At 48.3% G+C, this 14,171-nt stretch carries 14 protein-coding genes; 10 read left to right on the forward strand and 4 right to left on the reverse strand.

The window, feature by feature from the left end; all coding sequences use genetic code 11:
- The gene (tnpC, locus tag ACXX82_RS21995) at positions 1-1,566 is read left to right on the forward strand and encodes an IS66 family transposase (RefSeq protein WP_458562829.1); all 1,566 of its coding nucleotides are present in this window, start codon (positions 1-3) and stop codon (positions 1,564-1,566) included.
- A gap of 316 nt (positions 1,567-1,882) precedes the next feature.
- Here tnpC and ACXX82_RS22000 read toward each other — a convergent pair whose 3' ends face one another.
- A complete protein-coding gene (locus ACXX82_RS22000; protein ID WP_322238382.1) occupies positions 1,883-3,238 on the reverse strand; it encodes a DEAD/DEAH box helicase in 1,356 nt (451 codons plus the stop codon).
- A gap of 536 nt (positions 3,239-3,774) precedes the next feature.
- On the reverse strand, positions 3,775-4,578 hold the full coding sequence (locus ACXX82_RS22005) for an inositol monophosphatase family protein (RefSeq protein WP_322238384.1): 804 nt from the start codon (positions 4,576-4,578) through the stop codon (positions 3,775-3,777).
- Between the two features lie 332 nt (positions 4,579-4,910).
- Between ACXX82_RS22005 and ACXX82_RS22010 the strand changes: the two genes are divergently transcribed.
- Positions 4,911-5,690, forward strand: a complete 780-nt coding sequence (locus tag ACXX82_RS22010) for an RNA methyltransferase (RefSeq protein ID WP_323507697.1) — start codon at positions 4,911-4,913, stop codon at positions 5,688-5,690.
- A gap of 219 nt (positions 5,691-5,909) precedes the next feature.
- Here ACXX82_RS22010 and lexA read toward each other — a convergent pair whose 3' ends face one another.
- Positions 5,910-6,584, reverse strand: coding sequence for a transcriptional repressor LexA (gene lexA, locus ACXX82_RS22015; protein WP_322238387.1), 675 nt, complete (start codon positions 6,582-6,584; stop codon positions 5,910-5,912).
- 275 nt (positions 6,585-6,859) lie between these two features.
- On the opposite strand from lexA, the gene rpsF reads away from it, so the two are divergent.
- From rpsF to ACXX82_RS22050, 7 genes are all read left to right on the forward strand, one after another.
- A complete protein-coding gene (gene rpsF / locus ACXX82_RS22020) occupies positions 6,860-7,252 on the forward strand; it encodes a 30S ribosomal protein S6 (RefSeq protein WP_322238389.1) in 393 nt (130 codons plus the stop codon).
- Positions 7,253-7,304: 52 nt separating this feature from the next.
- Positions 7,305-7,619 carry a primosomal replication protein N gene (gene priB / locus ACXX82_RS22025; protein WP_322238391.1) on the forward strand — a complete coding sequence of 105 codons (315 nt, stop codon included), beginning with the start codon at positions 7,305-7,307 and terminating at the stop codon, positions 7,617-7,619.
- 21 nt (positions 7,620-7,640) lie between these two features.
- Complete coding sequence (rpsR, locus tag ACXX82_RS22030) at positions 7,641-7,925, forward strand: 30S ribosomal protein S18 (protein ID WP_108439014.1); 285 nt, start codon at positions 7,641-7,643, stop codon at positions 7,923-7,925.
- Positions 7,926-7,951: 26 nt separating this feature from the next.
- Positions 7,952-8,404, forward strand: a complete 453-nt coding sequence (gene rplI / locus ACXX82_RS22035) for a 50S ribosomal protein L9 (RefSeq protein WP_322238395.1) — start codon at positions 7,952-7,954, stop codon at positions 8,402-8,404.
- Between the two features lie 125 nt (positions 8,405-8,529).
- Entirely contained in the window at positions 8,530-9,915 is a 1,386-nt protein-coding gene (locus tag ACXX82_RS22040) for a replicative DNA helicase (RefSeq protein ID WP_458563707.1), read from the forward strand.
- Between the two features lie 130 nt (positions 9,916-10,045).
- Positions 10,046-10,672, forward strand: coding sequence for a DUF47 domain-containing protein (locus ACXX82_RS22045; protein ID WP_322238399.1), 627 nt, complete (start codon positions 10,046-10,048; stop codon positions 10,670-10,672).
- Between the two features lie 132 nt (positions 10,673-10,804).
- Positions 10,805-11,815, forward strand: coding sequence for an inorganic phosphate transporter (locus ACXX82_RS22050; protein ID WP_322238401.1), 1,011 nt, complete (start codon positions 10,805-10,807; stop codon positions 11,813-11,815).
- 289 nt (positions 11,816-12,104) lie between these two features.
- Here the strand turns inward: ACXX82_RS22050 and ACXX82_RS22055 are convergent, their stop codons facing one another.
- Positions 12,105-12,560 (reverse strand): tautomerase family protein, encoded by a 456-nt coding sequence (locus ACXX82_RS22055; RefSeq protein WP_458563708.1) that lies wholly within the window; start codon positions 12,558-12,560, stop codon positions 12,105-12,107.
- 498 nt (positions 12,561-13,058) lie between these two features.
- Here ACXX82_RS22055 and ACXX82_RS22060 point away from each other — a divergent pair, with 498 nt between their 5' ends.
- Positions 13,059-14,096 carry an aldo/keto reductase gene (locus ACXX82_RS22060; protein ID WP_323507675.1) on the forward strand — a complete coding sequence of 346 codons (1,038 nt, stop codon included), beginning with the start codon at positions 13,059-13,061 and terminating at the stop codon, positions 14,094-14,096.
- Positions 14,097-14,171 lie beyond the last annotated feature (75 nt).

Below are 14,171 nucleotides of genomic sequence, written 5' to 3' on the forward strand. Positions count from 1 at the left end.
ATGCCAACGCACACCACTCTTCCTGACGATATCGCGACCTTGCAGGCCATGATCCTGGAGCGTGACGTCGCCCTTGCCGCGCAAAGTGAAACGCTGGCGCAGTTGCGGGAAGAGCTTTCCACGCGCGGGATCGAAATCGAACACCTCAAGCTTCTTATCGCCAAGCTCAGACGCATGCAGTTCGGCCGCAAATCCGAGAAGCTCGATCACCAGATCGAACAACTTGAACTGCGACTGGAAGATTTGCAGGCCGATGAGAGTGCTGTTGCCATGGAAGAACCTCCGACCAGAAAGCCACGCCAGAGTGCACCGCGCAAACCGCTGCCCCTTCATTTACCCCGTGATGAGAAGATTTATTTGCCCGAACAAAATGCCTGTCCGGATTGCGGTGGTGGCCTGCGGCAACTGGGCGAAGACGTTGCTGAACAACTCGAATTCATTCCCGCCAGCTTCAGAGTCATCCGACACATTCGTCCGAAGCTGGCCTGCAAGTGCTGCGATACCATCCTGCAAGCTGCCGCGCCCAGTCGTCCGATTACACGCGGTCTGGCAGGTCCCGGATTACTGGCCCATGTACTGGTCAGTAAATATGCCGATCACCTGCCGCTCTATCGGCAATCTGTCATGTATGCCCGTGAAGGTGTCGAACTGGATCGGGGATTATTGGCTGACTGGGTCGGTGCTGCCAGCAGTTTGCTGCGACCACTGGTGGACGCGATTCGACGCCATGTGCTGGCTGCCACGAAACTGCATGCCGACGACACACCCATACCCGTTCTGGCACCGGGTAATGGCAAGACCAAGACAGCGCGACTATGGACCTATGTGCGGGATGACCGTCCTTCCGGATCTGTTGAACCAGCAGCAGTCTGGTTTGCCTATACTCCGGACCGTAAAGGCATCCATCCACAAACACATCTGGCCTCTTTTAGTGGCGTGTTGCAAGCGGATGCCTACGCTGGATTTAACGCCATTTATGAAAGCGGCCAGGTCGTGGAAGCCGCTTGCTGGGCGCATGCACGCCGTAAATTTTATGATTTGCATGTGGCCCGACCATCTGCGGTCACCACTGAAGCCTTGCGCCGGATCGGCGAACTGTATGTGATTGAAGCTGAGATTCGCGGCCAACCACCGGACCAACGTCGCGCAGCCCGACAAGCACAATCGCTCGCGCTTATCGATGACTTCGAATTCTGGTTACGGGCGACGCTTCTGCTGCTATCGCGCAAGTCAGACACGACCGCTGCCATCATGTATAGCCTCAATCTATGGCCTGCGCTAAAACGTTATTGTGACGATGGATGCATTGAAATCGATAATTCCGCAGCGGAGCGCTCCTTGCGTGGCGTCGCTATCGGACGTCGTAATTATCTCTTCGCGGGTGCCGACAGCGGTGGAGAGCGGGCTGCCGCTGTTTATTCACTGATCGGCACAGCGAAATTAAACGGTATTGATCCTGAAGCCTGGCTACGCCACGTTCTCACCCATATCGCCGACCACCCGGTCAATCAGGTCCATGACTTCCTGCCGTGGAACTTCACATCTACGATGGCGATAGCCCGCTAATTCTTGCCGATTGAATTTCTCTGCCGGAATTTATCGAGACGGCCGTGGGAATACGCTTACCTATGTAAAAAAATGCTTGAGTATGCTGAATCGTTGGGCGTCGTCAATTACACTATAAATTTGAGATTGCATCCGCGGCATTTAGCGCAGGCGATTGAGTATCGCAATGTCTTTTAAATTGAAGAAAGTCACATTAACAAATATAAGACAGAGAAATGGCACAGCGCTTTTTGGTAATTTAATATACAAATGGCCGCGTCATTTTCGTAGGAAAAATGACGCGGCCATTGTGACAGCCACAGAATATAAAGACTACTTAGCGACCACGGCCACCTGAGCGATGCGGTGCTGCAGGGCGAGCTTGCGAATTGGCATTGCTGCTTCTGGCCGGACCCGTGTTTGGTTTTGCGCCAGAGGCGGGTGCTTTGCCAGCTGTGCGTTGACCTTGTGTGCGTCCGCCACCGCCACGATTGCCGTTGCCTGCGCCACCGCCACCACTACGCAATTGAATCGGCTGTGCGCGTGCATGTGGATCTGGTTCAAAACCGGCAATAATTTCTTTTGGCAATTCGCGTTTGATCAGCTTTTCAATGTCTTTCAACATTTGATGTTCATCCACGCATACCAATGATACGGCTTCGCCAGTGGCGCCAGCACGACCGGTGCGACCGATGCGATGGACGTAATCTTCGGGAACATTTGGTAGATCATAATTAACCACGTGCGGCAGTTGATCGATATCAATTCCACGTGCTGCAATGTCGGTAGCGACCAACACCTGCAAACTACCGTCTTTAAATTCGGCGAGTGCTTTGGTGCGTGCAGATTGGCTTTTGTTGCCATGAATTGCCATACCGCTGATGCCGTCTTTACCAAGTTGTTCGACCAGTTTGTTTGCGCCATGTTTAGTGCGGGTAAACACTAGCACTTGGCGCCAAGAATGAGCCTTAATCAGATGTGCTAGTAACGGATGTTTTTTATCGCGATCAACTGGATGTATTTTTTGCTGGATGACCTCGACAGTGGAGTTGCGGCGGGCAACTTCAATCATCGCTGGTGAGTTCAACAAGTTATCAGCCAATATCTTGATGTCGTCCGAGAAGGTCGCGGAGAACAATAAGTTTTGACGTTTCTTCGGTAGCACGGCAAGAATTTTTTTAATGTCGCGGATGAAACCCATATCGAGCATACGATCGGCTTCGTCCAAGATCAAAATTTCAACATGCGTCAGATTAACCGTACCTTGTTGCATGTGGTCGAGTAATCGGCCTGGTGTGCACACCAGGATATCAACGCCATGTTTCAAAATTTTGATTTGCGGATTAATGCCAACACCGCCAAAAATAACCGCTGAAGTTAACGGCAAATATTTACCGTATAAACGCACGCTTTCTTCGACTTGTGCCGCGAGTTCGCGAGTCGGCGTCAAAATCAGTGCGCGAATTGGACGATGGGAACCAGTCGGGTTTGTTGGCGAAGTAGCCAGGCGGTGCAGGACGGGCAAGGTGAAGCCAGCGGTTTTTCCGGTGCCGGTTTGGGCGCCCGCAAGCAAATCTCCGCCAGCTAGCACGGCAGGAATTGCTTGCGCTTGAATTGGAGTAGGCGTTGTGTAGCCGTGCTCGGTAACAGCGCGAACGATGGCATCGGACAAGCCGAGTTCAGAAAATAACATGGAAGCTCAATAGAAGAATATCGGCCTGTCGCCGCTCGGGCGCCAGTCGCAGGCAAACGGGATTAATGAATTCAGGAACTAGCAAGCAATTGTTGAGACAGCTAAAAAGCCCTCTGAACTAAACTTTTCTCGCTCCCTTACGGCGACACTTGACTGGTGAATGGCCGCATAAGGCAGAAGTATAACAGCGAACAACAACAAACCGCGCGTTTGCGCGGCATCGTTCGAAATTTTTGGATTTCTCTCTCAGTCATTAAAAGTGTAGCGAAATTTTTATCGTTAGTGTTTTTCAATAGTGATTGAATTGCCATCGACCTTCATCGCATCGCACGGTGATTGGCAGCTAAATATCACAAAACATTTGGCGCTTTTGATGTGAAAACGGCATCATATAAAAACATATGATGCCGTCAGAGGCGTCGATCATTTGAGTCGATCAGTTGGTTCAAATCACGCCACTTTAGTGATATCCCTGAACCTATTCCCTTGTGACATTCTGGCCTCATCTTTAGGATAGGATGCCATTCAGTTTTTTTCTACTTTTTTGCGTATGGCGATAATAAACTAACCAATTGTGCGAATATTTTAGGGTTGCCAGCCAATACGTCGCCTTTGTAGAGGTAATCAGAATCCCCAACAAAGTTACCGACGATACCGCCAGATTCCGTAATCAGCAAAGTACCAGCCGCGATGTCCCACGGTTTTAAACCTTTTTCAAAAAAACCATCCAGGCGACCCGCTGCAACGTATGCCAGATCGAGCGCAGCCGAGCCGGGGCGGCGCAGACCAGCGCAGTTTTGTGTCATTACGCGGAACATTTTCATGTACTCGTCCATGACCGGCCCTTCGGTCTCGCGGAAAGGAAAGCCGGTTCCAATCAAGCCATCTGCAATGCGAGTGCGTTTGCTGACACGGATACGTTTTTCATTTAAGTAAGCGCCAGCGCCCTTGCTAGCGGTAAATAAATCATTACGAGTTGGGTCATAGATGACGGCTTGGGTAATTTGTCCACGATGCTGTAACGCAATCGACACGCAGTATTGTGGAAAGCCATGGATGAAGTTGGTAGTGCCATCGATTGGATCGATAATCCAGACGTTTTCGTTTTCGTCATGTAGATTGTCGGACGCACCGGACTCTTCGGCCAATATGGCGTGGTCTGGATAGGCGTTCTTCAAAATGTCAATAATTGCCGCTTCGGCATTTTTATCAACTTCAGTGACAAAATCGTTATGTGCTTTTTTTTCTACCTGAAGCAGGTCGAGATCGAAGGAGGCGCGCGAAATGACTGCGGCACCACGACGGGCGGCCTTGATGGCCGTATTGAGCATAGGATGCATATCTGGATTCGGTTCCGTTAAAATGGCGGCACTGTGCCTAATGGGAACAGAACCAACCTATATTATTAATAATGAGCGATGCAGGCCGTCTTGACGGTAACAAGGGCCTGACGGGCTATGCGGAATCGGCTGAAAAATGATCTGGTCAGGTCATGTTTCATCAGTTTCTCGACCAATAGCTGGCTATCGGTGCTGCGAATCTGGCAAAATCTGTCCTCGTTCAGTGCATTTTTCACTTTGATCCGGTCAGACCGACAGGCTCCCGGCTAATACTCCAAGACACTAAACATCAGCGTTTCCTGAAAATTAACCTGCGAATGACGCTATTTTAAATGAACCTGACAAAAACCAACACGTCTCTTTTCAATCGCCTACGCTTTGTACTGGTTGATACCAGTAGTCCCGGCAATGTTGGCGCAGCTGCACGTGCTATTAAAACAATGGGATTTTCCGAGCTGGTCCTGGTGAATCCCCGCTATCCGGACGTTTTACAGCGTGATGAGGCAATTGCATTAGCAAGCGGTGCGCAAGATATTCTATCGTCAGCCAGAATCGTCGAGACTGTCGAACAGGCCTTGATCGGGTGCAATTATGCAGCTGCGCTAAGTGCGCGCCTCCGCGAGTTTTCTCCACCTGTGATGGCACCAAGAGCGGTGGCGGCGCAACTAGCGACAGATAAAACCCTGACTGGGGCAATATTATTTGGAAGCGAGCGCTATGGTTTGCCGAATGAAATCGTCGAGAAATGTAATGTATTAATTAACATTCCGGCGAATCCCGATTATTCCTCCTTAAATTTATCGCAAGCGGTGCAAGTATTAGCTTATGAGTTTCGGGTCGCGGCTAGCGCTGAACAACCGCCTGGCGAGAGTGAGTCAAGTGACGAGATCGGATTTCACGGCGATACCGCTAATCTGATTGAGATTGAAGGTATGTTTGCCCATTTGGAAAAAGCACTGATTGAAATCGATTTTCTCGATCCGGCACATCCGAAAAAATTGATGCCACGCCTGAAGCGTTTGTTTGCACGCGCAGGGTTGGAAACTGAAGAGGTGAATATTTTGCGCGGTATCGCTAATCAGATTTTGACTAAGCGGCGGCGTCTTGATTGATGGAGAAATTTTTTCCGGGTGTTAAAAATTATTGCTTCAAAAGTAATTAAGGAATTTTTGAGTAGTTTTGATTAACGCTAAGAGATGCCGCTTTTCATCCTGAGAGGGGCTTTCAAATGCGCTATTTAGGTTAATTAGCTTACGTCTTCATTAAAAAGTGCGCCTTGATACGCTTGCAATTATCAGCTCTGATCGAGCCGATAATTGCATTTTTAAGGATTAGCCCCAGTTCCGCATTAATCCCACCACTAAGCCTTCTAACGCAAAGTCATCTTGATCTTCGCTGACAATGATCGGTTCAAATTCTGGATTTTCTGGTAGTAGTTGTATCGAAGAGCCAGTTTTTTTGTATCGCTTGACGGTGACGTCATCGCCCAGTCGTGCTACGACTATTTGACCGTTTCTCGCTGATTCCGTTTTTTTGACAGCTAGTAGATCCCCATCAAGAATACCGGCATCACGCATAGACATGCCGCGTACCTTCAGCAAGTAATCCGGTTTATCGCTAAAAAAGGTAGGATCAATGTTGTATCGTGCCTGAACGTGTTCCTGTGCCAGGATTGGTGATCCGGCAGCCACGCGTCCCACCAATGGAAGATTGAGTTGCATTAATGCAGGATGGGGTAAGGTAAATTGCTGCCCGATGTCATCATTATTGCGCTTACTAGTCGGGCTAGGGCCTTTTGCAAGAAGCCGTATTCCGCGAGACGTCCCCGGAGAAATTTCGATGGCGCCTTTGCGTGCAAGCGCCTGCAAATGCTCTTCAGCTGCATTGGCTGAGCGAAATCCTAACTCGGATGCGATTTCAGCGCGAGTCGGAGGGAAACCCGTGTTCTCAATAGCATCCCTGATGAGATCAAGTATTTGTTGTTGGCGTGCAGTTAATTTGATCATATTGATAGCGGTTGTCGAATAAGGGCTGGTGCGAGAATATGGCGTTCATGCTGCGATTTATGCTACCGGCGAACTGTGTATATAAACAGTCTGTATTTTTGTACAGTATTCAGTTGAATGCAAGTAAATTTGACAATCTATTTGTCTGTATGACGATCATGTGTATTGAGCATTGAGTTTTGAAGGATTTCACTGTATAGTTATCGACTTTCCTCTTCCCACACTCGTCTTGACGCCGGGGTGGGCTATTTTCAACAGTCCAAAAAGGAGCTTACATGCGTCATTATGAAATCGTGTTTATCGTCCATCCGGATCAAAGCGAGCAAGTGCCTGCAATGATCGAACGCTATAAGGGTATTGTCACTACACGTGGCGGTATCGTTCATCGCGTTGAAGATTGGGGTCGCCGTCAATTGGCTTACCTGATCCAAAAATTGGCAAAAGCACACTATGTTTGCTTGAACATCGAATGCGACAGCGAAACACTGACCGAAATCGAAACTGGCTTTAAGTTCAATGATGCTGTTTTGCGTCACCTGACGGTCAAGCTGAAAAAAGCTGAAACTGGCCCATCGCCAATGATGAAGGCTGTGCAAAAGGAAGATGCTGCTAAAAGCCATCGTACTGAAGCACCAGCTGCGCCAGCATCAGCCCCGGCAGCCGCCTAATTTTGCCGATTAACTTGCATTCATTGCGTCACCATTTTCCAAATAGACCGGAGTGAATCAACTCAACAACGCGCTTCAATTGGTTGCCGAAATCGCAGAGCGCGAAGTATTGCGTTATACGCCAGCGGGTATCCCGATCGTTTCAGCAATATTGCTGAGTCGTTCGTCACCACATGAAGCGGGTATCCAACGTCAGGTTGAGTTCGAAATTGCCGCTCTTGCCATAGGCGAGATATCGGGGCGATTCAATCAGACGGTATTGGGTGGTCAGTACTGGTTCACAGGATTTTTGGCACGCAAGAGTCGCAACGGTAAAAGTCTGGTATTTCACATCACTGAATTTGCTGCAGCTGAAACTGCGGCCTAATTATTTATACAGGAGCCTCAAATGGCATTCGGTAAAAAGTTCGATAAAAGCAAACTGAAAAACAAGCGTCAACAACAAAACCCGCTGTTCAAGCGTAAAAAGTTTTGTCGTTTCACAGCAGCACACGTTGCTAGCGTTGATTACAAAGACGTCGATACGTTGAAAGATTTTGTTCAGGAAAATGGCAAAATTATGCCAGCACGCCTGACAGGTACTAAGGCAATTTACCAACGTCAAGTTGACACCGCGATCAAACGCGCGCGTTTCCTTGCGTTGTTGCCTTACACCGATCTGCACAACGTTTAATTGACGACTTGAAATAGGAGAAAAACATGCAAATTATTCTGTTAGAAAAAGTCGTTAATGTCGGCAATCTTGGTGAAGTCGTTCGTGTAAAAGATGGTTATGCACGTAACTTTCTAATTCCACAACGTCTTGCTCGCCGTGCTACAACTTCAGCAATTGCTGAATTTGAAGTTAAACGCGCAGAGTTGGAAAAAACTGCAGCTGCTAAATTGGCAGCCGCCCAAGCGCAAGGCGAAAAATTGAACGGTTTGACCGTGAAGATTTCGCAAAAATCAGGTGTTGATGGCCGTTTGTTCGGTTCTGTTACCAATGCTGATATCGCTGAAGCGTTGACCAAGCAAGGTTTTGCTGTTGAAAAATCGCAAGTGCGTTTGCCAGTCGGTCCTTTGAAGATCGTTGGCGACCACGCCGTTGCTGTATCTTTGCACACTGACGTCCTGGTTGATGTGACTGTTGCTGTGATCGGCGAGCACGCTTAATTTGATTGAGTGCGCTACGAGTATTTGTTGAAATGTTAAAAAGCCGGGTTCTCCCGGCTTTTTTATTGTCCTTTTTTTGGTTTACTGCAACAGAGCTAAACTTGTAAGCAGGTATAATTCGCGCCATGCCACCTTCAGATCCACAGTTAGATTCACTACGCGTACCACCCCATTCAATCGAAGCGGAGCAATCCGTTTTGGGCGGGTTGCTTCTCGATAATGCCTCTTGGGATAGAATCGCCGATTTCGTTCGTGCAGACGACTTCTATCGGTACGACCATCGCATTATTTTTCAACATATCGTCAAGTTGATCAATAACTCCAGACCAGCGGATGTCATTACCGTATTTGAGTCGCTTGGTAGTACCGGCAAGGCAGAGGAGGTCGGCGGTTTGACTTATCTCAATGCGCTGGCTCAAAATACGCCCTCGGCCGCTAATATTCGCCGCTATGCCGAAATTGTGCGCGACCGTGGCATCTTGCGTAAGTTGATTACAGTGGCAGATGAAATATCGGGCCAGGCTTTCAGTCCGCAGGGCAAAGAAGTGAAGCAGATGCTGGATGAGGCTGAGTCGAAGATTTTTGCTATTGCCGAAGAGGGTTCGCGTGGCGCACAAGGTTTTCAAGAAATCCAACCTTTATTGACTCAGGTTGTCGAGCGCATTGACGAACTATATAGCCGCGACAATCAAAGCGAAATTACCGGGGTACCAACCGGCTTTGCTGATCTTGATAAAATGACATCTGGCTTGCAGCCTGGCGACCTTATTATTGTTGCTGGCCGCCCATCGATGGGAAAAACGGCGTTTTCTATCAATATTGGTGAGACTGTCGCTATAGAGAGTGGACTGCCAGTTGCCGTGTTCTCTATGGAAATGGGCGGCACGCAATTAGCGATGCGTATGCTGGGCTCTGTTGGTCGACTTGATCAGCATCGTCTGCGTACGGGACGACTGAATGATGAGGATTGGCCACGCTTGACGCATGCAATCCAAAAAATGAATGATGCACAGCTATATATTGATGAAACGCCAGCCTTAAGCTCAATGGAACTTCGGGCGCGTGCGCGCCGGTTATCTCGACAGTGCGGTAAGTTAGGATTGATCATCATCGATTACTTGCAGTTGATGTCAGGGAATACGGCAGGTGAAAATCGTGCTACTGAAATTTCTGAAATATCACGAAATTTAAAAGGCTTGGCGAAAGAATTACAGTGCCCGGTGATCGCGTTATCTCAGTTGAATCGCTCCTTGGAGCAACGTCCAAATAAACGTCCGATCATGTCAGACTTGCGTGAATCAGGTGCGATTGAACAGGATGCTGATGTTATTTTGTTTATTTATCGTGATGAAGTGTACAACCCTGACTCTCAGGAAAAAGGTACAGCGGAAATCATTGTTGGTAAACAACGTAATGGACCAATTGGTAGCTTGAGACTGACGTTTCTTGGACAATACACAAAATTTGAGAACTATGCCGGTGGCCTTGCCGCTCCGCAGGGTGGAGACTAATGCCTTGGCATAACGTTGTAATGTTTATTGATGCATCATTTTTGCTGCCAGGTAACAGGCATTAGATTGACGAGTTCCTTGTATTACAGCACAGATTTAATCCAGATTTAATGAAGAAGAGAGAGAAAATATGTTTGCACGATTGATGCCCACCGAGGGCAAATTCTTTGAGCTCTTTAACCAACATGCCGAGTTGTGCGTAAAGGGTGCGAAAGAAATGGTGGCATTGATGACCAATTTCGACGATCTGGAAATTCGGGTCCACGCCATTGAAAGCATCGAAAAACAAGCCGACAAGATTACTTATGCAGCGATTGATATGCTGCACAAGACGTTCATTACGCCAATTGATCGTGACGATATCCATAAACTGATCACGCGTATGGATGACATCCTTGATTTATTAGAGGATGCAGCACAGACGATCTCGCTTTACGATATTAAGGCAATTACGCCCGAGGCAAAGCGCCTGGCAGAATTATGTTTAGCTTGTGCAGAAAAAGTAAAGTCAGCGGTCGCTTTACTACACAACATGGACAACTCGACAAAAATTCTGGAAATTTGTGCAGAGATTGATCGTCTCGAGTCAGATGCGGATCATGTCATGCGTGCCGCGATGTCAAAGCTTTTCCGCGACGAACCGGATGTACGTACGTTGATTAAATTAAAAGCAATTTATGAAATTTTGGAAACAGTGACGGATCGTTGTGAAGACGTCGCCAACATCATTGAAGGCATCATCGTAGAAAACGCCTAAGGTTTTTCGCCACAGCACGGTTGAAATAACGTGCTGAGCCATGGTGGGGCAGCTAACTCAGCTGCCGTCTACGATAATAAGTGTCAATACTTATCGTGCCACCTCGATGTATTTAAAACGACTCAATTTTCCATGCAAACTCTTCATATCAGTATTTACGTTCTTGCTTTCCTTGTTGCGCTGGCGTTAGTGTTCGACTTTATGAACGGCTTTCATGACGCCGCGAATGCTATCGCCACGGTGGTCTCCACAGGTGTTTTGAAGCCGCAACAGGCTGTCGCAATGGCCGCAGTGTTTAACTTTGTAGCGATCGCGGTTTTCCAGCTACATGTCGCTGCCACGGTCGGAAAGGGCACCATTCACGCTGAAGTGGTCGACCATTACGTTGTGTTCGGCGCACTGATCGGCGCTATTTGTTGGAATATTTTAACTTGGTACTATGGAATTCCCTCGTCGTCGTCGCACGCGCTGATTGGTGGTTTGGTTGGTGCGGCAGTAGCTAAAGCGGGTACGGGCGCGTTGATTTCTTCTGGCCTCATTAAAACTATCGCTTTTATTGTTCTGTCACCGTTGCTTGGATTTGTTTTCGGCTCGATTATGATGGTGCTGGTGTCCTGGATTTTTGTACGCTCAACGCCACGCAAGGTCGATAAGTGGTTCCGTCGTTTGCAATTGGTGTCCGCTTCTATGTATAGCCTCGGTCACGGCGGTAATGACGCACAAAAAACTATCGGTGTCATTTGGATGCTATTGATCGCGGCTGGTGTTTCAAACGGCTCTGATTCATTGCCGCCTTGGTGGGTGATTTTATCTTGTTATAGCGCTATTAGTCTCGGAACACTTTTCGGTGGCTGGCGTATTGTTAAAACGATGGGACAAAAAATCACCAAGCTGAAGCCGGTTGGTGGGTTTTGTGCCGAAACAGGCGGTGCTATTACTCTGTTTATGGCGACCATTTTGGGTGTGCCGGTATCTACTACTCACACAATTACCGGTGCGATTGTCGGCGTTGGCGCGTCGCGCAAAATGTCGGCAGTCCGATGGGGTGTTGCGAGTAATATTGTTTGGGCCTGGATTTTTACGATTCCGGCCTCGGCATTTATTGCCGCAATTGCCTGGTGGATCGGTAAGCAATTTTTATAAAACCATGATCAGTGAGTGAAGTTACAGAGCTATATAGCGGGCCATGCAGATAGATTTGCATGGCCCGCTTCCGTTCACAGAGACACATTATTTTAGCTGTATTGATCCAGACAAAAGGTAAATTTAGACTCGAATGCCGTTGAACGCATGACGGATAAAATGTGGGCATAATCAAACCGAGGTTAAATTGCGTTGATGCTTTTCTGGTTGCAGTGCGGCCGAGGTGGTTATTTCAAAAATTATTTTTACGGTCAAATCGACGAGAACAACGCAACTTGGTGATCTTTGATCAAGGGTTATCCTGTCCAAGATAGTCTGTACTATGCATATATTCTCGGTCCTCGACCGTGAGCATATTGGCCCATGCGGCTTCTTCCCCCGGCTGCGGAAGCACATGACCAAACTCCACCATCATATCTGGTGGCAAATCTGATAAATAGACCCAGATGTATCGCTGATGTAATGACGCCGCATTGGCTATTTCGCTCACCAATTTTTCTATAAGTACTTTTTTGAGCTCGAGGCTGCGAGCTCGTATGACGCCATGAACGAACAGATGATTGGCTTGTAACGGACGGCCACCAAGATAGTAGTCCTCCGCAGCTTTTTCAGTGAACATCACTTGTGCAAAGAAATTGTCTGCTCCCGTCACTTCGCTGTGGGCACTGGTGATTGCTCGGGCGACGCTGGCTTTTACGGGAACGGTGAGGCAATGATGGGATGTATAGACCTGATAGGTTGGCATGATGCGTCTCCTTTGAGAAATATATGTTGCGGGATAATGAGATCGTATTTAGCGCTAATAGCCATGATTGATGACTCTGACAGTGTGGCAACAACGTAGTATAGGTCAGGCCTTATAAGTTGGTTGCTATAGGGAATGGCAGTCAAATGTGAGGCACAATAAGATCGTCAAAGCAATTAGAAGGTTCGGGTAACATTGTGTCACCGGTTCCACACAAGCCTCGTTTTGGTGAGCAATTTTCCAAGATCAGTTCGCTGTTGCGAGAGCTGAACAACTATCACTTCGTAGGGCGAACGCCGCCTGTGCTGATTGCCCCGTGGCAGAACGATTCAGTTGCCGTCGAATTCATCATTTTTCCTAGGATGCTACAATTCAAAGATGTTACACAAGATATATTTTCCTAAGGCGAATACATCGCCGCATACCCGCAATCTTAGCGGTAAATGGTCTGTTTTGATCATAAAATAAATCCGTATATTTTGAACATTGGAAAACAACATGGAACATCGACGACTCGGTAAATCAGGCCTGCGTGTGCCTGCACTTAGCTTTGGCACCGCAACCTTTGGTGGCAGCAATGATTTTTTTAAAGCATGGGGAAGTACGGATACGAGCGGCGCGGCGCGCCTGATCGACGTTTGCCTGGAGCACGGGGTATCGATGTTTGATACCGCCGACGTATATTCAGATGGTATGTCCGAACAGATATTGGGCGAAGCGATTAAGGGTAAGCGTAGTCGTTTGCTCATTTCAACCAAGGCCACCTTTCCGGTGGGTGATGGAGCAAACGATTTCGGTTCGTCGCGTCAGCATCTGGTCGAAGCGGTCGAGAATTCATTGAAACGCCTCGGTACGGATCACATCGATCTTCTTCAGTTACACGGTCAAGATAACAATACGCCAGTAGAAGAGACCATGGCAACCTTGGATCAGCTAGTCCGATCGGGCAAGGTACGCTATATCGGTGGATCGAATTTTTCTGGCTGGCACCTGATGAAATCTCTCGCCGTGTCTGAGCGCTATGGCTATCCGCGGCACGTTGCGCATCAGGTTTATTACTCACTGCTCAATCGTGACTATGAGTGGGAGCTAATGCCGCTGGGCGTGGATCAAGGGGTCGGTGCGCTGATTTGGAGCCCATTGGGTTGGGGGAAGCTGACCGGCAAGATACGCCGCAATCAACCTGCCAAGCCTGGCACTCGTGCGCACGACATTGCCGGGACGGGGCCACATTTCGAAGAGGAGCGGCTTTTTCGTATCGTTGATGCGCTCGATACCATTGCCGAAGAGTCCGGCAAGACAATTCCACAGATAGCGCTGAACTGGCTACTACAAAGAGAGACCGTGTCCAGTGTCATCATCGGCGCGCGTGACGAGAAACAGCTGATTGAGAATATCGGCGCTACTGGCTGGCAGTTAAGTGTCGAACAAGTCGCCTTGCTGGATCTTGCCAGTGATGTGGCACCAGTATATCCAGTATGGCACCAACGTGAGTTCCCTATGCTGAACGAACGCTTGAGCAAAAATCTTATTTGATCGTCGTGTTGGGCGATCAGGATTTACTCATGCAAAACGTTATTGAAGTAGCGTGATGTCCTGGGGTTTTAGTTC

The organism is Glaciimonas sp. GNP009 (assembly GCF_054343755.1).

Excerpts from the sequence above, each read along its gene's own strand:
- ACXX82_RS22055 (WP_458563708.1), bottom strand. The coding sequence starts at position 12,560 with ATGCCAACCTATCAGGTCTATACATCCCATCATTGCCTCACCGTTCCC.
- lexA (WP_322238387.1), bottom strand. The coding sequence starts at position 6,584 with ATGATCAAATTAACTGCACGCCAACAACAAATACTTGATCTCATCAGG.
- rpsF (WP_322238389.1), top strand. The coding sequence starts at position 6,860 with ATGCGTCATTATGAAATCGTGTTTATCGTCCATCCGGATCAAAGCGAG.
- rplI (WP_322238395.1), top strand. The coding sequence starts at position 7,952 with ATGCAAATTATTCTGTTAGAAAAAGTCGTTAATGTCGGCAATCTTGGT.
- rpsR (WP_108439014.1), top strand. The coding sequence starts at position 7,641 with ATGGCATTCGGTAAAAAGTTCGATAAAAGCAAACTGAAAAACAAGCGT.
- ACXX82_RS22040 (WP_458563707.1), top strand. The coding sequence starts at position 8,530 with ATGCCACCTTCAGATCCACAGTTAGATTCACTACGCGTACCACCCCAT.
- ACXX82_RS22045 (WP_322238399.1), top strand. The coding sequence starts at position 10,046 with ATGTTTGCACGATTGATGCCCACCGAGGGCAAATTCTTTGAGCTCTTT.
- tnpC (WP_458562829.1), top strand. The coding sequence starts at position 1 with ATGCCAACGCACACCACTCTTCCTGACGATATCGCGACCTTGCAGGCC.
- ACXX82_RS22005 (WP_322238384.1), bottom strand. The coding sequence starts at position 4,578 with ATGCATCCTATGCTCAATACGGCCATCAAGGCCGCCCGTCGTGGTGCC.
- ACXX82_RS22000 (WP_322238382.1), bottom strand. The coding sequence starts at position 3,238 with ATGTTATTTTCTGAACTCGGCTTGTCCGATGCCATCGTTCGCGCTGTT.
- ACXX82_RS22050 (WP_322238401.1), top strand. The coding sequence starts at position 10,805 with ATGCAAACTCTTCATATCAGTATTTACGTTCTTGCTTTCCTTGTTGCG.
- ACXX82_RS22060 (WP_323507675.1), top strand. The coding sequence starts at position 13,059 with ATGGAACATCGACGACTCGGTAAATCAGGCCTGCGTGTGCCTGCACTT.
- ACXX82_RS22010 (WP_323507697.1), top strand. The coding sequence starts at position 4,911 with ATGAACCTGACAAAAACCAACACGTCTCTTTTCAATCGCCTACGCTTT.